Source organism: Bifidobacterium goeldii (assembly GCF_003951095.1).
Classification (GTDB): Bacteria; Actinomycetota; Actinomycetes; order Actinomycetales; family Bifidobacteriaceae; genus Bifidobacterium; species Bifidobacterium goeldii.
This window is the reverse complement of the sequence record NZ_QXGL01000002.1, coordinates 143834-163215: the sequence shown is the minus strand read 5'-3', so window position 1 is coordinate 163215 and position 19382 is coordinate 143834. Positions and strand designations below refer to the sequence as shown.

The 19382-nt window shown below is 57.3% G+C and carries 12 protein-coding genes; 6 read left to right on the top strand and 6 right to left on the bottom strand.

What is annotated here, in order from left to right; all coding sequences use genetic code 11:
* Positions 1-65 precede the first annotated feature (65 nt).
* Positions 66-2324, top strand: coding sequence for a glycoside hydrolase family 36 protein (locus D2E25_RS04330; RefSeq protein ID WP_125980145.1), 2259 nt, complete (start codon positions 66-68; stop codon positions 2322-2324).
* Between the two features lie 189 nt (positions 2325-2513).
* Here D2E25_RS04330 and D2E25_RS04325 read toward each other — a convergent pair whose 3' ends face one another.
* Together D2E25_RS04325 and D2E25_RS04320 are read right to left on the bottom strand one after the other, a co-directional pair.
* Complete coding sequence (locus D2E25_RS04325; protein WP_125980500.1) at positions 2514-3287, bottom strand: mechanosensitive ion channel family protein; 774 nt, start codon at positions 3285-3287, stop codon at positions 2514-2516.
* 61 nt (positions 3288-3348) lie between these two features.
* Complete coding sequence (locus tag D2E25_RS04320) at positions 3349-3999, bottom strand: TetR/AcrR family transcriptional regulator (protein WP_125980143.1); 651 nt, start codon at positions 3997-3999, stop codon at positions 3349-3351.
* Positions 4000-4180: 181 nt separating this feature from the next.
* On the opposite strand from D2E25_RS04320, the gene D2E25_RS04315 reads away from it, so the two are divergent.
* The 4 genes from D2E25_RS04315 (at position 4181) to D2E25_RS04300 (ending at position 12149) form a co-directional block, all read left to right on the top strand.
* The gene (locus D2E25_RS04315) at positions 4181-5371 is read left to right on the top strand and encodes a pyridoxal phosphate-dependent aminotransferase (RefSeq protein WP_125980141.1); all 1191 of its coding nucleotides are present in this window, start codon (positions 4181-4183) and stop codon (positions 5369-5371) included.
* Between the two features lie 254 nt (positions 5372-5625).
* On the top strand, positions 5626-7281 hold the full coding sequence (locus tag D2E25_RS04310; RefSeq protein ID WP_241217006.1) for a beta strand repeat-containing protein: 1656 nt from the start codon (positions 5626-5628) through the stop codon (positions 7279-7281).
* 88 nt (positions 7282-7369) lie between these two features.
* Positions 7370-8119, top strand: a complete 750-nt coding sequence (locus D2E25_RS10660) for a hypothetical protein (RefSeq protein ID WP_241217005.1) — start codon at positions 7370-7372, stop codon at positions 8117-8119.
* Between the two features lie 286 nt (positions 8120-8405).
* Positions 8406-12149 carry a thiol reductant ABC exporter subunit CydD/CydC gene (locus D2E25_RS04300; RefSeq protein WP_125980139.1) on the top strand — a complete coding sequence of 1248 codons (3744 nt, stop codon included), beginning with the start codon at positions 8406-8408 and terminating at the stop codon, positions 12147-12149.
* A 106-nt stretch (positions 12150-12255) separates the two neighbouring features.
* Here the strand turns inward: D2E25_RS04300 and D2E25_RS04295 are convergent, their stop codons facing one another.
* The 4 genes from D2E25_RS04295 to D2E25_RS04275 form a co-directional block, all read right to left on the bottom strand.
* On the bottom strand, positions 12256-13251 hold the full coding sequence (locus D2E25_RS04295) for a L,D-transpeptidase family protein (protein WP_241217004.1): 996 nt from the start codon (positions 13249-13251) through the stop codon (positions 12256-12258).
* Between the two features lie 134 nt (positions 13252-13385).
* On the bottom strand, positions 13386-15233 hold the full coding sequence (locus tag D2E25_RS04290; protein ID WP_125980137.1) for an AMP-dependent synthetase/ligase: 1848 nt from the start codon (positions 15231-15233) through the stop codon (positions 13386-13388).
* A 54-nt stretch (positions 15234-15287) separates the two neighbouring features.
* Positions 15288-16679 (bottom strand): esterase/lipase family protein, encoded by a 1392-nt coding sequence (locus D2E25_RS10655; RefSeq protein WP_420897324.1) that lies wholly within the window; start codon positions 16677-16679, stop codon positions 15288-15290.
* 129 nt (positions 16680-16808) lie between these two features.
* The gene (locus D2E25_RS04275) at positions 16809-18350 is read right to left on the bottom strand and encodes an amino acid permease (protein ID WP_125980135.1); all 1542 of its coding nucleotides are present in this window, start codon (positions 18348-18350) and stop codon (positions 16809-16811) included.
* Between the two features lie 286 nt (positions 18351-18636).
* Here D2E25_RS04275 and D2E25_RS04270 point away from each other — a divergent pair, with 286 nt between their 5' ends.
* On the top strand, positions 18637-19287 hold the full coding sequence (locus D2E25_RS04270; RefSeq protein WP_125980133.1) for an HAD-IA family hydrolase: 651 nt from the start codon (positions 18637-18639) through the stop codon (positions 19285-19287).
* The last annotated feature ends 95 nt before the right edge of the window (positions 19288-19382 follow it).

Here is a 19382-nt window from a genome sequence, read left to right as displayed (position 1 = left end):
CCAATGGTAATCACGCCAACGATGGTGTGGAGCGAAGCGGCGTAGAACGAACAGGAGTATCAACGATGACAGAACTGACGTGGGGTAACAAAGCCGTGACCCTGACGATCGCCTATGACGAGGAGCATCCAGCCTGCCTTGCTGGCGTTCGCGTAAGCGGCGATGTTGCAGGGCAGGCGGTATGCGCGCAACTGCCATACCACATTCCCATGGTGGACATCATGGCATCCGGGCGCGGCACAGGCCACGCAATTTGCAACAATCGCCTAGTACAAACCAGCATTGGCGCATCATTGCGCGTGCGTGAGACGAGTCAGCTGCATGATCAGACTGGCGATCACCTCACGATCATCAGTCACGACGTTGATGAGACGCTCGAAGTCAAGCAGGAGTTTCTACTGCCCACTGACTGCGCGGTTGTGCAGGTCACGGCCACTGTCACTAACCTGTCGGAAACGCCGCTCGTACTGGAATCAGTCGTTCCGCTCGCATTATCGTTCGGCGTGCCCTCGGCTGATAGCGCGCGTGCGCTCGCAGACGGCGGCGCGCAGCCAGGCGTACACGGCTGGTCACTGCTGCAATGCCGCAACGACTGGCTTGCCGAAGGCCGTTGGACGTGGGCCGCTGTGCGTGATTTGTGCCCCGAAGTCGGGCCGAAGCTCAAACATCGCGACCAACAGGGTTCCTACAAGGTCATCGGTGACAGCACGTTCTCTACGGGTGCTTCCTCGCCGATTGGCATGTTGCGCTCCGAGGATCGCGGCATGGCGTGGATGTTCCAGATCGAACACAATGGCGCATGGATTTGGGAGATTGGCGAGGATTTGCGCGACGGATACTTCGCGCTTTCCGGCCCCGACTGGCGCCACCACGGTTGGACAAAAGTGCTGGACGCGGGGGAGTGGTTCACCAGCGTGCCGGTTTCGGTAACGTTGAGCGATTCTTTTGATGCGGCCGCAGCTGCGATGACCCACTATCGTCGTGCATTGCACGATCCGGTCAGTGACATTGCGCGCCCGAAGCTCATCTTCAACGATTACATGAACACGCTTAACGGCGACCCGACCGAAGCGAAACTCGAGCCGCTGATTCGCGGAGCTGCACAAGTCGGTGCCGAAGTATTCTGCATTGACGCCGGCTGGTATGACGATACCGGCGACTGGTGGCCGTCGGTCGGCGCTTGGGAGCCGTCCGCCACGCGATTCCCCTCCGGCTTAAAGCACACGATTGATATCATCCGCGAAAACGGCATGATTCCAGGGCTTTGGATGGAGCCCGAAGTCGTAGGCGTACTTAGCCCGGTGGCTCACGAGCTGCCTGATGACGCGTTTTTCCTGCATCGAGGCGCGCGCGTTGCGGAACAGCAGCGCTACCATCTTGACTTCCGCAATCCGCTAGTGATCGAGCATATGAACACGATCGTGGACCGGTTGATCAACGAGTACGGCATCGGATACTTCAAATTCGACTACAACATCATGCCCGGCCCTGGTACCGATGCCGGCTCTGACGGGCCTGGCGACGGCTTGCTTGAACATAATCGTGCGTATCTGCGTTGGATTCATGACCTGCACGTTCGCCACCCCGAATTGCAGTTGGAAAGCTGCTCGTCAGGCGGCATGCGCACTGATTTCGCGCAATCGCGCCGATTCGAATTACTGTCTACCTCCGATCAGGAAGATTTCCGCATCTACCCGACAATCGCGTCCGCAGCGCCGTTCACCATGCTGCCCGAACAAGCAGGCAACTGGGCATACCCAGAGCATGGCATGGATGCTGAGCGATTCGCATTCGCGCTGACGAACTCGCTGCTCGGCCACTTCTTCCTCTCTGGGTATGTGAACACGTTCGAACCGTGGCAGATCGATATGGTTGCGCGCGCGATCGCCACATACTGCGATGTAGTACGCCCGATTCAAACCGCAGCAGTACCGTTCTGGCCCACTGGGCTACCCGGCTGGCGCGACCCCGTAGTCACGTTAGGCTTGCATGGTGCTGACGCAGATGTGATTACCTTGTGGGCGCGTGGCGGCGAATCGCAACGGCTAGAATTGCGCGTGCCCGAGAGTGTGCAGTGCAAGGCGTACGGCGACGATGCTCGGTCTAATGCGCAACTACTGTTCCCGGTGTTCGGGGATGGCGACGATACCGCAGGAGCGGGCAGTGGTGTGGCGACTGATGCGGATGGTGCCGTCTCGGCGGGTGCTGTGCCATCCGATAGTCGGATCGCCGATTGGCACTGGTCATGGAACGCTGATTCAGCAACGCTCACGGTCGACACGCCTGCTGGCGATCTCTCTGCCCGCACGTTCATCATTCGCTGATGCGGTCGTTGGCGTTGGAGCGATACAAGCCCGTGTCTTCACGGCTCAGCCTGACAAGGGGAGCTGAGGGAAGAAGCACGTGATTGGAAGGGTGCGGCAGCCTAGCCCCCTCGGCTGAGGGGGCTGTCGCGCGTCTAGCGCGACTGGGGGAGCGTCACCACAATCATTCCGAACAGCTCCGCTTGTCGTCTACTCGCCGATCGCCGCGCGCTGCTCAAGGAAGTCAGCGTCGGCGATCGCTCGCGCCATCGCATCGCGCATCGTCGAAAGCAGCACGCCATCACGCGTAAACGCCAACGCTTGGCATTCCAAGCCGTACGGTGAGAACCCCGTAAGCTTCACCAGCGGCTTGGTGCCAGGTTGCGCCAAATCAGCCGTCGCCTGCGCAATCGCTGTCGTCGCGGCCTCAGTCACTGCAGTCGGGTCACTGCCAGCGCGCGCAGTGAAATCCATCGTCACCAAACCCTCGTTAATCGGCGTGAGTTTCTCCAACGATGCAGTATTCAGCACCGAATTTGGAATCACCATCTCATTGCCGCTGCGCTCGCGCACCACTGTTTGCCGCCACGTAATATCCTTCACCACGCCAGTCGTACCCGCAACCGAAATCAAGTCCCCTGGCTGAATCACTTTGCCGAGCATCAAGCCGAAGCCGCTAATCACGTTTGCAACCGTGTCTTTGAGACCCAGCGACACTGCAATACCGCCAACGCCAAGCGCAGTCATCAACGTCGTCGGGTCAATACCAAACACCGGTTTGAGTACAATCGCCGCAGCCAACACCCATACCAGCACGCGCATAATGTTGATGAAAATCGACGCGCTCGGCATATCAGAACGGTCCAACACCTTACGCAGCAGGCGGCTCAACCCCTTGACGATAAGCGCTGCCGCAGCCAGCGTGACAATCAGAAAAATGATTCTGCTGGCGTTGGTTTGCAGCCATTGCAGCAGAGGTTCCATCGTGTCCACAAGTGCCTCCGTATGGTGAATATGCATCGATCAGTCTTGCTGCGCGGTGTGATTACGCGCGTTCGTGCTGATTATGAATGTCGTTTCTGAAGATACGCTTCCAATATTCCAGCATGTTTTCTTTGGACAGTGACAGGTACACGCTCATCGCCAGCACAGCCACATCCTCATTAAGCAAGTCTTCTACAGAAATACTCGCCTGCAATTCTGGCCAGCGGCGCAAAATCGCTAACATACCGCCAACGGTAAAGTCGATCATCAAATCGTTTTTTAAATCCAAATGATCAGGGTCAAGCTGCAAGTCTCTAATCAGCGTCAAGCGGCCAAAATCCTTCAACGAATCAACCAATTCGGGGGAGCTGTGCTGGCCGGCGATCAATGCCAGTCGGTCGAGCCGCTGCCGTTGTTGAGGGTTGCCTAGTAGTTCTGTACAGCGCCGCCGCCATTCGTCATCCGGGTCAAGGTCGGTAGTATCCACAGGCGGAGCAGTGGTATCTGCCACCGCGTGCATAATCGCAGAGTCAGCCAACTCCGGCAAATCAGCGAAATGATAGTAGAACGAATTGCGGTTCACCTTCGCCTCATGCACCACGTCGGTAACGGTGATTTTGCGATATTCGCGGTCGGCAAGCAGCTCCCAAAACGCGTTTTCGAGACGATCCTTCGCGGGCAGGATCTCTGAATCCCGACGTGGCCTGGGCATGGCACAGCTCCTTTCGCACGAGTTCACGCGCTGTAGCAACGATCGAGTTGCAACCGTTGCGCGCGTACAAACACATAGTAATTAGTCGCGTTGTCTATTATTCACGATGTGGTGGTCAATATCGCGCGGTTGTGCTCGCCAAGTGGTAGAAACGAACCATACGCAACGGGGAGGTTGTTCCATGATCAACGAAACATACAAGGCGATGCTCGGCGGCAAATCAGTGATTCGCACCCTGAGCGAATACGCGACCGCGCGTGGCGCTGAAATCGGCTACGACAACGTGTTCGACTACTCGCTCGGCAACCCGAGCGTGCCGTGCCCGCCCGACTTCACCAAAACCGTAATCGACATGTATGAGACCGCCGAGCCGGTCAAACTGCATGGATACAGCCCCTCGCTGGGCTTGCCAGAGGTGCGCGCGACAATCGCTGACAGCCTCAATCGCCGCTTCGGCACGCAGTACACTGCCGCACACATTTTCCCGACCACGGGTGCCGCGGGTGCACTGTCTCACGCGCTGCGTGCAGTGACCAAGCCGGGCGATGAGGTCATCACCTTCGCGCCGTACTTCCCGGAATACCAGCCGTACGTAGGCGGTACGGGCGCCTACCTGACCGTCGTGCCGGCTGATACTGACAACTTCCAAATCAACTTCGACGCGTTTGAAGCCGCGCTCGGTCCGCAGACTGCGGCAGTGCTCATCAACACGCCGAACAATCCGTCTGGCGCAGTGTATTCGGCGGCGACACTGCAGCGTCTCGCCGACCTGCTGCGCGCGCGCCAGGCTGAATATGGTCACGATATTTTCCTGATTAGCGACGAGCCGTACCGCGAAATCGTTTTCGATGGCGATGAACAGCCGTACCCGGCAAACTTCTACGACAACACGCTGACCTGCTACTCATGGTCGAAGTCGCTCAGCCTGCCGGGTGAGCGTATCGGCTATGTGGCAGTAAGCCCCACCGCTACCGACGCTGAACTGATCGTGCCGATGCTCGGCCAGATCAGCCGCGGAACCGGCCACAACTGCCCAAGTTCCACGATGCAGCTCGCCGTGGCGAAAATCATCGACGAGACGAGCGACCTGAGCGTGTATGAGACGAACATGAATCTGCTCTACGACGCGCTGACGAGCATTGGCTTCGACGTAGTGCGCCCTGGCGGCACGTTCTACATCTTCCCGAAGGCGCTCGAAGACGATGCGACCGCGTTCTGCATGAAGGCTAAGGATTATGACCTGATCCTCGTGCCGTCTGAGAGCTTCGGCGTGCCCGGCTACTTCCGCATGGCGTACTGCATTGATACGGAAAAGGTGAAGCGTTCGATTCCAGTGCTGGAGAAGTTTGCGCACGAAGTATACGGACTGTAAAGCGCGCGGCTGCATGGCGTAAGCGGGCGGAATTGCTTGCTTACGCATTGAACTGTATGGTGAGGCCTTTCGCGATCGTTGCGTGACCTGTGATTGTCATGCGACCTTCGCGGAAGGCCTTTCGCGTTCAGAAAGCATTCAGGAAACTTCCAAGAAGCCTGTCGAAAGGTTACAGACAGTCTTACCGTGCAGTGCAGAAGCCATTAGGATAGCGGCGGTTCAATGAAGTCATTCCAAACGAAAGGATGACGATCATGGACAGGAACACTTCCAACCCCGTCGCAAGCAACACTCCGGCTGGCGGCCGTCACCCACACGGTACAGCCAAGACTTCGCGCACTGCTACCGCTGTGCGCACCCCAATGATCGCAACTCGCCGACTGGTCGCCCTCACCGCCGTCATCGCGCTCGCTGGTGGCGCATGCGCTGGCGCTGGCGGCATGATGTTAGTCCGCCGCTTCGGCGCATCGAATAACGCTGGTGCTGGCCAAATGCTCACCGGCAACTTCGGCGGCGGTGCAAACACCATGAGCTACGATTACACCGGCTCCTACACTGCAGCGCTCACTGCCGATGGCAAAACGGTCACCTCGGATGGTGACACCACCGAAGCCAGTGATGCCGACCAGAACGTCGCGCTCGCACAAAACGGCGGCACGCTGACGCTTACGGGCGCCACGCTCAAAAAGTCTGGCGACTCCGATAACGCCGACAACAACAATTTCTATGGCACCAACTCGGTTTCGCTGACCGTTGGTGAAGACTCGAAAACCATTATTTCCGGCAGCAAACTAACCGCGTCGAGCTCTGGCTCCAACGGCGTATTTGCTACCGACTCGGGTACAGCGCTGGTCAATGACACAACGATTAGCACCACGTCTGATAATTCGCGCGCGCTTGATGCCACCTATTCCGGTACGATTCTCGCCGGCTCGGTTACGGCCACCACGCAGGGCGATCATAGTGCGACTGTGGCAACTGACCGCGGTGGCGGCAACGTATCCGTCACCGATTCCGAGCTGAGCACAGCTGGCTCCGGCTCGCCACTGCTCTACTCGACCGGCGACGTGCAGGTCAACAATGTGACCGGCACTGCATCCGGCAGTCAGATCGCCGGCATGGAAGGCTACAACACCATCCTCATTAATAATTCCACGCTGGAAAGCATCAACACTGGCAAAACCGGCTCCGACCCAATCGCCAACGGTGTCATCATCTACCAGTCCACCTCCGGCGACGCGGAAAGCTCCACCGGCGAACACGCCACGTTCCAAGCGAAGGATTCCACGCTCAAGTCTGCAATCACGTCCGGCTCAATGTTCTACTTCACGAACACCACCGCCGACGTAGTGCTCTCGAACACAGTGTTGGATTTCGACACCAGCAAGGCAACGCTGATCAACGCATCCGGCAACGACTCCAATAACTGGGGTTCGGCCGGTTCGAACGGGGCAACAGTAAGCTTTACTGGGCGCTCGCAGACGCTGGAAGGTGACGTGACAGCAGATACGATTTCCACGGTTGACCTGTATTTGCTCGAAGGCTCCACATGGACCGGTGCAGCATCGATTACTGAAAACGCTTCCGCTGCGAGCGGCTCGACCAGCGATGCGCCGATCACCGTGAATGTCGACGGCACGTCGAAGTGGGTGGTCACCAAGAACACTACGATTTCTGCGCTCAACGTCGCGTCCGGTGGCAAGGTTGTGGACTCGGACGGCAACACGGTGACGATTGTGGCGAATGGCAAAACCGTCGTCTCCGGCGACAGCGATGTGACGGTTACTGTCACAGGCTCCTACTCCACGACGGTTGAAGCGGGCTCTGATACGGAGCTTGCGACCGAAACCATTGATCGCAGCGATTTCGACGATCAATTCGGCACGTCGACCAGCTGGTCAATGGCCTGATGTTCTGACATTCGTAGTGTTCATCTCCTAGCTCTTCTTTATCCGACATTCCGACATTTTTTGCTCGTTATTTTTGAAAGGACTCATCATGATCGACAACAACAAGCCCAACGAAACTCCGTACAACAGTGCTCCGGCCGCTAACGAGACGGCTACGGTTCCGACTGCGCCAGCCGCGGCTGACGCGGCTGCAACGTCTGAAACGGCTGCAACGCAAGCTGTGCCGCAGTATACGCCGCAGGACACCGCGCAGCCGAGTGCACAATATGGGCAGCCGTATGCGGGCGAAGCGTACACTGGCGCGGGCCAGCAGAACGGTCAGACTCCGTATGGGCAGTATGGCAATCCGCAGTACAGTGCTACGCAGAACGGGCAGTGGGTTGGCCAGGTTCCAGTGCCGGGCGGGGCTAAAGCCAAGTCAGATCTGAAAGCTGGTCTGCCTGGTAAGACGTGGGGTCTTATCGCCGCGGTCGCGCTGGTATGCGGCCTGATTGGCGGTGTTGGCGGCGCGTTCGCCGTTAACGCACTCGGTGGTAATGAAGGCCCGAGCGGTAGCCAGCAGATGCAGATGCCTGGCGGCTCCTCTTCGGATGGCAATAGCAACAGCAACGGTAACGGCATGGGCGGCGGTATGGGCCAGCCGCCGAGCGGTGGCCAGGGCGGCAATGGCGGCCAGCAGTTCGGCGGTCAGTCTGGTCAATCCGACGGCAGCGGCTCGAGCGACGGCTCTGGCTCTTCTTCCAACGGCTCAAGCAGCTCCAACGGTTCCTCGAGCGGTTCTAGCTCAAGCGACTCGGAATCCAGCTATTCCAGCGACTCTGACGCTATCCAGATGTAACGTCTGGTCTGGCAGTGGTACTGATCGCTGACCGGGTATAGATCGGCATGTAGGCGCGTCACACCATGTGGGCGGGGTACGGCAATTACGTCGTGCCCCGCCCACATGCGTATACACTCATTCCCCCTACCATTCTTTCCTACACCACGAAAAAGGTAAGGGTAGGGAAGTGATGGCACAAATTAGCGCATAGCGGACTCTAGCCAAGTGAGTCGTTGCTTGTTAGTGTTGATGGTCGGTCGGCATTGCGAATATAAGCGCGGGACGCCGGCGGATGGGACGGGGAATGTTCGATAAACGCTTATTTCAGCTGGCTCCGGGAATAGGGCGGCTGATCGCCGCCAAAGTGGCACTGATGTGGGTGAGCCTGATCGCGAACGCCGCATTCGTTGTTGCGTTGGTCGGACTGCTTGGCACACTGCTGAAAGCCATTGACCCGAACGCTGCGGCAGCTGCGTTTGGCAGTGCATGGTTCGGCATCTTTGAAAAGCTACTTGGTCCCGCGGTTGCAGATTCCACGTCGGCATCTGTGACTGCATCCATGCCGCTCGCAGGTGATCTGCTGATGTATTTGGGCATATTCGCTGTTATCGCGATCGTGCGCCATCTGGCTGCCGTTGGCTCAAATCGACTTGGATTCGAAGCCGCTGAACGCGTGAAACTTAGCCTGCGCGAACGACTGTATCGAAAAATGCTCGCACTCGGTCCGTCGTATTCATCGCGCGTAAAAACCGCCGACGTTGTACAGTCCGCTGGCGAAGGCATTGAGCAGATTCAAAGTTTCTTCGAACAGTTCTTACCGCAACTGTTTTACGCTGTGCTCGCGCCGTTGACTTTGTTCGCAATCCTGCTGCCAGTTAACGTGCCCGCAGCCGTGGTGCTGCTGGTGTGTGCACCACTGATTGTGCTCATTGTTGGCATGGTGGCGATGAGCGCTGCTCGCGTATTCAAGAAATACTGGGGCAAATACACCGATCTGGGTGCCACGTTCCTTGATGATTTGCAAGGCCTGGAGACGCTGAAGATTTTCGACGCTGATGAGCGTGCCGCGCGCGATATGGATGTTAAGGCTGAAGAATTCCGCGTGATGACCATGCGCGTGCTGCAAATCCAGCTGCGCTCCCTGACTGCGATGGACGCGGTAGCGTATGGTGGCGCGGCGGCTGGTATTGGCATGGCTGCTTGGCAGTATGCTTCCGGTTCGCTCACGCTCGCTGGCGGACTGGTGATCGTACTGCTTTCGGCTGATTTCTTCATTCCACTGCGTCAACTCGGCTCGTTCTTCCACGTGGCGATGAACGGTATGACGTCAACTAAACGTATTTTCGCACTATTGGATGCTCCCGAGCCGAAGCACGGTGATGTTGATGTGGCGGCCGATTCGCAGTTCGCGGTCGCCTTCGAACGAGTCGGATACTCGTACCGCAAGGACAATAAGAACAGCAGTGACGATGCTACCGCAGAAGCAACAGCATCAAGTAGTGCAGCGCTTACCGACGTCTCCTTTATGGCAAACCCGGGCCAGCTCACTGCGATTGTTGGCGTCTCCGGTTCTGGCAAATCAACTGCGGCGGCTATTGTCGCCGGCACATTGCCCGATTACACCGGTTCTGCTGCCCTGCTTGACGTTCATGGCAAACATGAACTGCACAATATTGCTGCACAATCATTGACTCGCGCAGTAACGTTAGTTTCTGCCCGGTCGCATTTGTTTGCTGGAACATTGCGTGACAACTTGCTGATGGCTCAGCCTGACGCAAACGATGAACAACTGTGGAATGCGCTACGCGATGCTCGTATTGATGATTTTGTGCGCGCACAATCCGCAGGACTCGATATGACGATTGAACCGGATGCGGCAAATCTCTCCGGTGGTCAGCGTCAACGCATTGCTATCGCGCGCGCATTGCTGCATGACAGTGCCATCTACGTGTTTGATGAAGCGACGAGTAGCGTTGACGTTGAAAGCGAAGCACGCATCTTGGCAACAATTCATGAGCTGGCCAAGCACAAAACTGTGCTGATGATTACGCATCGCATGGCAAACGCTGTCAATGCTGACATGATCCTCGTGTTCAGTCACGGTGAGGTCGTGGAAGCAGGCAAGCATAAAGGCCTCATGGCTGCAGACGGCGAATATGCGCGCATGTTCCGCGCTCAGCAGGATGTTGAAAGCGTTGGTCGCCGTCAGAACGCTGATACTGCCAGTATTGCGGTGACGAGCAGCAAGCCTGCGCATGACAACGCTTCCGCAGATGATAACGATTCTGCGAATGAATACGTTTCCGATAATGACCACGTAGTCATTGCGGATGACACTGCTACTGCCGCTACCGCACAGTACCGCCTGATTCCACGCATGCTGCGTGAAGCAGCACCGCTTACCCGCTTCATGATCGCCGCCTGCACGTTTGGCACTATCGGCCATCTTGCGGCTACATTCTTACCCGTGTTCGGCGTCTTTGCACTCCTTGCGCTCGCCGGTCACACCGTATGGGGCATGGGTGTTGCGCCAGCCGTTATTGGCATGGTTATCTGCGCGCTATTGCGTGGCGTGATGCGCTACGCCGAACAATTTATGAACCACAACGTGGCTTTCCGCTTGTTGGCTTTGTTCCGTTCCAAGGCATTCGCTGCACTACGTCGACTTGCTCCGGCCAAGCTTGATGGCAAAGGCAAGGGTGATCTTATTGCGTTGATTACCACTGACGTGGAGATGCTTGAGATTTTCTTCGCGCACACGATTTCGCCCGTTGTTATTGCGGTAACCACCACGGTAATCTATGCGATTGCGCTGCTTATGCTCAATCCGTGGATGGCTGTAGTGCTTATCACCGCGCATGTGACGGTCGGCGTTGTTCTGCCGGCGTTGTTCGCTCATGCAGTGCACGGTATTGGGCCGAAGCTGCGTAAGGATTCCGCTGCGCTGGATGATCAAATGCTCGATGGTATGCGCGGTATTGGCGAGATCATCCGATTCGGATGTGGTGAGGAGCGTGTGACGGATATCGTGACGCGCACCAAGCAATTGTGGGCACAGCGCGCACGTCTCAGCCGTATTAATGGTCGCTTCGCAGGTCTTGGCATCATTGTTGTGCTTGCTTTCACAGCCGTCGCAGCGCTTGTTGCGTTCACTGGCATGGATGGTCATATTGCACAGTCGGTAGCTGCTGTGGTATTGATCGCCAGCTCGTTCGGCCCCACCCTAGCGTTGAGCGCCCTACCAGCAAGCCTGACGAATACGTTCGCTGCTGCGCGTCGTCTCTTCGCGCTTATGGACGAATCGCCAGCAGTTGTAGAACGCGGCACTGAGCAGCCTGCATATACTGGCATGGCGCTCGATCATGTATCGTTTGCATACCCTGCAAACGATAGCGGTACTGAAACCGTTGACACTCGTGAAACCGTATCCACGCCAGTGCTGCATGACTATTCGCTGACCATACCGCGATCCGGCGTTCTTGGCGTGCAAGGACCATCTGGCCGAGGAAAGTCAACAATGCTCAAGCTGCTCATGCGATATTGGGATCCGCGATCCGGCAGCGTCACGTTCTCTGACCGCCCGCTACCAGCCATCGACGCACAGTATCGCCGCCGCGTACAGACGATGATGAACCAGGAAACAGCATTGTTCGACGGTACCATCCGCGATAATCTGCTCATCGCACTGCCTGATGGCGGGGCTGGTATCGCCAAGGAATCGCTAGACAGCCAGCTACGCGACGCGTGCCGCAAAGCCTCGGTGCTTGATCTTATCGAATCGCTTCCGGCAGGTTTCGATACTCCTGTTGGCGAGCTGGGCGATCGACTCTCCGAAGGCGAACGTCAGCGCATTGGGCTAGCGCGCGTATTCCTGCGCAACGCTGATCTCGTCCTCTTCGACGAGCCAACGAGCCGCTTGGATGCGCTCAACGAGGCCGTAATCCTGCAATCAATCAACACACTGGCCCGCGAAAAAGACAACGCTATCATGCTGGTATCTCACCGCGAATCAGCAATGCGTATCGCCGATCAAGTGATCACCGTCTGACGCTCAACAAGACGGTAATGCGCAAGAAGGGCGTTTCCTCAAGAATGCTTGAGGAAACGCCCTTCTTGCTACTTGCTTGCAATTGCAACTGTATGCATTGCGCAGATCAGTAAATATGCACCTGCACACCGGAAGGAAGCTGCTCATACAGCCACTTCGCATCTGGAATGCTCAAACGCACGCAACCGTGCGATGCCGGATGACCCAGCTTATTGGCTTCAGAAACAATATAGTTACCGTTCGCGTCGGTAGGCACTGAATGGAACAGGTACACGCCCCAATCCTTCCAGGAAACCCAGTAGTTTGCGCCCATGCCTTCGCTCGGGTTATAGAAGTTCATGCCACGATTCTGCACGTGGAAAATGCCGCGCGGCGTAGTGTTATTCGTGCCAGTCGAAGCGATCATCGTATAAATCGTGTTCGAACCACTCTTGACATACACGCGTTGCGCGCCAAGCGACACTTCGATATTGAGCCCCGGCACGTTCGCCAACGACGGGTAAGCACCTTCAGATGGGCGCATCCACTGAGGCTGAGGAGCAGCCTTGCCGCCGCCAATGCCATACCACGCTACGCCTTCATCGCGCCAACCTTGGCTGGTCAGCATCGAAACTTCGTTACCGTTCAGGGTGTAGTTATGCGAGCCAGTGCGCGCTTTCGGATTGTACTGGCGGTACAGCGGGAAGCTGCGGTTCGTATCGGACGAATACCAGCCGATACCCTCATTGCGCCAACCTTGGCCGACAAGCGCGTCGCGCTCGTTCGTGTCGATCGTATAGTGATGGTCGCCGCCGTTCGGATTGTACAAACGCCACACCGGCGTATTCGAATGCTGCGGGGCCACCCAACCAATGCCCTCGTAAATCCAACCGGCGTTCACCAACGAGTTCTTCTCATTACCGTCGCCGGTGTAGAAGTGCTCGCCGCTGCTCATGTTGTACAAACGGTACATGTCAATGCGCGCGCCGCTATCGTCTGCTCGCGCTTCATTCGCTGGCACAATAGCCAGCATTGCTGCAAGAGCAAACAGTACGGCAATGATTGCTGCCATAGTGCCGCGCACGCTATGCGATATGCGCGCAAACCAGTCATAAGAATTCATCTGCATCCCCTCTTTCTCACCTGCTCCCAGTGTAGTTCGTGTTCACGATTGTGTGCATAACCGGCTGATTGCCATACCCCCTATAATAGCTGTAGGTGAACCGATTATGCACACAATCAGTGTTTGCGCGGGCGTTACTTTTTGCGCGGAGTGTAGATGACGGTGTCAATGAGATTCTGGTAATGCTTGATGATCTGCGCACGGCGGGTCTTCAAGCTCGCGGTGAGCATGCCGTTATCCTGCGTGAACTCATCGGGCAGAATCTCAAACTTGCGGATCGACTCTGCGCGCGAGACTCCCTCGTTCGCTTGGTTGATGGCGCGCTCGACCTCCGCGTGCACGATCGGATTCTTCGCCAACGCGGCTAGATCAGGTTCGGCCTGCGCGCCCTGCGAGACCAGCCACGCGTTCGCATCCGCCAAGTCCAGCGTGACCAACGCTGCCACGAACGGCTTACGATCGCCGATTACCAGGCACTGGTTGACCACCGGCGAGGTCATGACTGCAGCCTCCAGCAGACCGGGGGAGACGTTCTTGCCGCCAGCGGTGATGATCAGATCCTTCTTGCGGCCGGTGATCGAAATGAAACCGTCTTCGGAGATATCGCCCAGATCGCCGGTGTGCAGCCAGCCGTCAACGATCTGTTCGGCGGTCACTTCCGGATTGTTGTGATAGCCGCGGCACACAAGATGCCCGCGCACGCACAGCTCGCCATCGTCCGCAATGCCAGCCGTCACGCCGCTCATTGGCATGCCGATCGTGCCGATGCGATTGTTCTCCGGCAGGCTCACGCACACGGGGCCGCAGGTTTCGGTCATGCCATAGCCCTCGAGCAGCGGCATGCCAATGCCATTGAAGAAGTGCGACAGGTCAGCATCCATCGGCGCGCCACCGGTGATTGCAAAATCAGCGTTCGGGCCGAAAATCGTACGAATCTTGCGATACACCACGCGCTCATAGAACGCGTGCGCCACACGCTTATTCCACGCCAGCTTCTCGCCAGCCTGCTCAGCCTTCGACCATTCGCGCGCCACGTCAGCCGCACGCAGGAACATCTTGCCCGCGAGTCCCTTGCCAGCACGCTGCGAAGCGGCGTTATACACCTTCTCGAACACGCGCGGCACAGCCAACAGCAGCGTCGGGCCAAAGGATTCGAAGTCCTTCACAATCGTTTTCATATTTGAGCTCAAACCGAGCGTCAATGTGCCGCAGAAACTCAGCAGTTCCATGAAGCGCGCGAACACGTGGCTCAATGGCAGGAACAGTAGCAGTCGGCGATCCGGCCAAGCGCACGCGCGCGGCATGTATTGCATGGCGGAAAGGCACAAGAACGCAAGATTGCGGTGCGTCAGCTCTACGCCCTTCGGAGTGCCGGTAGAACCAGACGTGTACACGATGGTGGCCAGATCATCGCCATGCGCTTCAGCTTTGCGCGCCCAGAACGTCTCGTCGCTCACGTCCTTGCCATAGGCTTTGAGCGTATCGAGCGCGCCCGCTTCGATCATGAATACGTTACGCAGTGTAGGCACTTCGTTGCGAATGGATTCGACTTTATCGCGCTGATCATCATCCTCAGCGAACGCAATGGTGACCTGCGAATCGTTGAAAATCCACTTCACCTGCGCGTCAGAATTCGTCTCATACACCGGCACTGTCAGCGCGCCCACTGACATAATCGCCATATCGAGCGCAGTCCACTCCCAGCGGGTATGTGACACGATGGAAACGGCGTCGCCCTTCTCAACGCCCAGGCCAATCAGGCCTTTGCCTAGAGCGATTACTAGATCGCGGAACTCCTCAGCTGAGAACGAACGCCAAACGTCTTTGCCGTTCTCATCAGTGTCCTTGTATTCAACGGTGGAGCCTTGCGGGTCGCGGTGTGCGCGGCGGTCGAGAAAATCAAACAGATTGATATCGTCGTCAATGGGTTCCTTGAGCGGGTTTGTGAACTCTTTGACGATGGTAGTGGAATTTACTGTCATACTTCCTCAATACTCGCAACACGGTACAAAAACGGGGGCAATGTTGTGTTGTGTTTACAGGCCGCGGTGTTTGAGATCGGCGACGATCTGCACGTAGAATTCGCGCACGTCGAAGCCGGGGATGTTTTCTCGGTTGAGATCGATCATGTCGGCGTGTGAAATACCGCGTTTGCCGCTTGGCTCCAGCCAAGTGAACCGTTCGCCCCATGGGAACGAGGGTTGCGCGACGAGCCCATCATTGGGGCCATCGAACCATTTGACCAATGGATACGTGAAGTTGAGCGGGAACTTGCCGGTAGTCGCATGCGCGAGACGCGAACCGACGCTTTGGCACAGGATGTCAGCGAATGGGCTGCGTGCGGGCGCTGTGGGAGATTGCGTGGCGGATTGTTCGCGAGAAGATGGGACAGTGGCCGAAGCGGCGATGGTTGAAGTGGCGGCGGTCGAAGCGCCAGCAGCCGAAACGGCGGCGGTTGAAGTGGCGGCGGTTGAAGTAACGGATCCGCCACGAGCTGACTCGCGATCGATATCGCCTACTGCGACCCGCGCGCCCGTGTCCAATAGCACTGCATCGCCGATTTCGTCGTTCAATCGCGCACAACCTGCCTGCGTAAGATCATGCACTGCTGCCATGAAATCAGGATGTGCGTCTCCCAGACGCGCGGCTGCCGCATTATAGGTAGCCTCCACGCGGCGCTGTGCGGCGATCGGAATATGCTCCAGTAGGTAGTCAGCAAACCCGCACCCGCGATGCGGCGTATTAATCGTCGTCAACGAAGCCACCCAACGCGCGGCACCACAGCGGGCGATCGCATAACGCATATCCAAACCGCCCTTCGAATGAGCGATCACGTTCACCTTGCTGCAGCCAGTGCGCTCAACGATTTGCCGAATACGCTCGGTCAACTCAGCCGCGCTATCCGGCACCGATGCTGCCGACTGATGCTCGCCGTAAAACACCACGGCGCCGTTGTGCTGCAATTCCGCCGGAATGCGCCCCCAATAGTTCAACGCCTTCGTATCGCGGAAAAACACGCCGTGCACCAGCAGTATCGGGTACTGCGTGGCGCATACGCGCTCGCCAGCGCGCGCCGCGTCGAGCCGCAATTTTGCCGATTCAAAACGTACTTCGGCGTCGACCGTACGAATGATCAGATGCAATGCGATGAGATTGGCGATCGGAATCCAGCCGCACAGCAATCCGATCACGCGGATTTTGATGCCCAATTGCACCGAAGTGAGATATACGGCGATGATACCGATCCAGAAGATGATCGATTCAAGTGCGATCACGCCGATCAGCGCGCCCGTCCACAGCGGCCACGAATGGGGGAGCAGGGTGAAGGCGCTCGCGACCAATGCCACGGTGGCGATCAGCGTTGTCCACCAGAAGATGTGAAGCATGATCACGCCGAACCGGCAAACGGCTATGCGATGCGCTGTCATGATGCCCCCGATCAATTGACCTGCGCGTTTCTGCTACCTTTCAGTCTAGATGCTCGGCGGGGTACATGCATCCGTAGGGGGCGTTCGGATGCGCAGTCCTGTCAGAGTGGAATGTGATCACAAACCGCCTTATGGCAGCTGCAGCGGCTCGCTCTCCTCGCTCGGATGCGCTTTGCGCCACCAACGCTGGCCAAAGTACGCGGCATAACACACCACAATAAACACCAACTCCGCGCCCAGCGCGAACCGCTGCTCCTTATCGAAAAACACCAGCAGGAACGACGCCGTGCACAGAATGAACGCCGCCCACGAAGTGTACGGGTAGCCAGGCGTGCGGTATTTGAGTTCGTCAGCACTGTGGCCTGAAGCGAGCCAACGGCGGCGGAAAACAATCTGGCAGTAAGCGATCGCAATCCACACCACCACGGCCGAGAGCCCCGACAGTGCAACCAGCACCAGGTACACGGTCGAAGCGGCGATCACAGAGCTCAGCAACGCGAGCAGGCCGCCAGCCATTGCCGCACACAACGCCAGCATCGGCACGCCGCGGCGGTTCGTCTTAGCAAACCAGCGCGGAATCATGCCCTCGTTACCCATCGACCACACCATGCGCGTGGACGCATACAGGCCAGAATTTGAGGCGGAAAGCACGGCGGTAAGCACCACAAAGTTCATAATGTCCGCCGCGTACGGAATGCCGATCGAATTAAACACGAGCACGAATGGGCTTTCGCCCACGCCGGCTTGGCGCCACGGAATCAGTGCGCACATCACTACAATCGAGCCGATGAAAAACAGCACCAAACGCCACAGTGTCGTATGAATTGCCTTCGGTACAGCGGTTTCTGGGTCGCGCGTCTCACCGGCAGTGACGCCGATCAGCTCGGTGCCAGAGAATGCGAAATTGACCGTCAAAATCGTTGCGAACACTGGCATGAAACCGTTCGGGAAAATACCATCTTTGGTCAGATTGCCGAACAGCGGCGCATGATCGTAACCAGCCATTGGCAGAATACCGAAGATCGCCAGCAAACCGATGCCAATAAAAGCGCAAATTGCGAACACTTTAATCGAAGCAAACCAGAATTCGGCTTCAGCAAAAAACCGAACTGACAGTGCATTGAGCGTAAAAATCAGCACAATACAGGCCGCTGACCATATCCAAGTGGGCGTATGCGGGAACCAGCGTTGCATCAGCAAGCCCGCGGCTGTGAATTCGGAGCCGAGCGCAACCGTCCACGTAAGCCAATATTGGATAGCGATGACGAAGCCAGTGCCGGGGCCAATGAACTGTTCCGCATACACGTGGAATGAGCCGGTAACCGGCATTGCTACCGACAGTTCGCCCAGCGTGAGCATGACCAAATACACGATGACTGCGCCGATCGCGTACGCGAGAATGGTGCCGATCGGGCCCGCTTGCTGAATGGTGTAGCCGGAGCTTAAAAACAGGCCGGTGCCGATCACGCCGCCGAGTGAGATCATCTGCAAATGGCGCGATTCCATACCGCGCCGAAGATTCGTGTGCAGCGCATGCTTGGTGTGACTGCGGTCGGCGTGCTCCTGCTGTGCAGCGGATTCTTGCCGTGCAGTGGGTTCCGGCTGTGCGGATGGTTGCGCAGACGATTGGTCAGACGGCGACAACGTCGTATTAGTGTCGGATTGGCTCATGTTCTCTCCGGGCTCTCTGAAGTGGTCGTTGCGAGGCGGATCGCAGCGTGCATATGGGCGTGGATCCGTGTGGCGCGCCTTCGCGACGGCCCGAAACAGTATACGGCAAGCCGCACCCCGGCCGATGGTGGTGCGCAAGAGAGCGGGAAAGAGCAGAAGACGGAGCGGAACATGCTGGGGTGATTGCGTTTGACGGCATGATGATGGCAGTAGGAGCTGTGCTACGACAGCGTGCGTGTTACGTTGCTGTGATGTCGTCGTGATCGCGCGCGATTACAGTGAGCACATGGCTTTGCATGGTGTATATGACAATGTGATTTTTGATTTTTGCGATGTGCTGCTCGACTGGCAGCCGCGCGCTGCTGTTGAGGGCGTGTGCGCGCCAGACGTACTCGATCGATTATTTGACTACGATGACCCGTACGGATTTTGGCATTACGACGAATTGTCTGATTTGGGGTGGAGCGAGGAGCGCATACTCGCTGATTATGCTGCCCATCATGCTGTATCTGATTCAGCACTCACGTCAACGCCTGAAGTACAGGCATTCCGCACGTATTTTGAGCGTCAACGATTAGCGCTTGTTGGCATGATTCCCGGCATGGATGCGCTCTTGCAAGAATTGAACGCGGCTGGCGTGCAGTGCTGGGGATTAACGAATTTTACAGTGAAATATGTGGACGCCGCCCGCGAACTCTTTGCGCCACTTGGCGTGCTGCGCGATGTGGTCGTCTCCAGTGCTGAACGTATTCATAAGCCGGATCCGGAAATTTACCGTCGCGCGGTATCTCGTTTCGATATTGACCCGTCTCATGCCGCATTCGTTGACGATAAACAGCGCAATGCTGATGCTGCAGCTGCTGCAGTGCCAGGCTTGACTGGGATCCAATTCACTGGCGCTAGTGCGCTGCGATCTGCACTATTGCGCGAAGACTAAGCCCTGTATTGTGCTGTGCGGCGTTGCAGTGCTGCGGGTGTACGCAACACAGCACAAATACGAATCGGCCGATTGCATAACCAGCAAGCGCTCAC

Bases quoted from the DNA above. Each gene is read 5' to 3' on its own strand.
- D2E25_RS04330 (WP_125980145.1), top strand. From the start codon at position 66: ATGACAGAACTGACGTGGGGTAACAAAGCCGTGACCCTGACGATCGCC.
- D2E25_RS04325 (WP_125980500.1), bottom strand. From the start codon at position 3,287: ATGGAACCTCTGCTGCAATGGCTGCAAACCAACGCCAGCAGAATCATT.
- D2E25_RS04320 (WP_125980143.1), bottom strand. From the start codon at position 3,999: ATGCCCAGGCCACGTCGGGATTCAGAGATCCTGCCCGCGAAGGATCGT.
- D2E25_RS04315 (WP_125980141.1), top strand. From the start codon at position 4,181: ATGATCAACGAAACATACAAGGCGATGCTCGGCGGCAAATCAGTGATT.
- D2E25_RS04310 (WP_241217006.1), top strand. From the start codon at position 5,626: ATGGACAGGAACACTTCCAACCCCGTCGCAAGCAACACTCCGGCTGGC.
- D2E25_RS10660 (WP_241217005.1), top strand. From the start codon at position 7,370: ATGATCGACAACAACAAGCCCAACGAAACTCCGTACAACAGTGCTCCG.
- D2E25_RS04300 (WP_125980139.1), top strand. From the start codon at position 8,406: ATGTTCGATAAACGCTTATTTCAGCTGGCTCCGGGAATAGGGCGGCTG.
- D2E25_RS04295 (WP_241217004.1), bottom strand. From the start codon at position 13,251: ATGAATTCTTATGACTGGTTTGCGCGCATATCGCATAGCGTGCGCGGC.
- D2E25_RS04290 (WP_125980137.1), bottom strand. From the start codon at position 15,233: ATGACAGTAAATTCCACTACCATCGTCAAAGAGTTCACAAACCCGCTC.
- D2E25_RS10655 (WP_420897324.1), bottom strand. From the start codon at position 16,679: ATGACAGCGCATCGCATAGCCGTTTGCCGGTTCGGCGTGATCATGCTT.
- D2E25_RS04275 (WP_125980135.1), bottom strand. From the start codon at position 18,350: ATGAGCCAATCCGACACTAATACGACGTTGTCGCCGTCTGACCAATCG.
- D2E25_RS04270 (WP_125980133.1), top strand. From the start codon at position 18,637: ATGGCTTTGCATGGTGTATATGACAATGTGATTTTTGATTTTTGCGAT.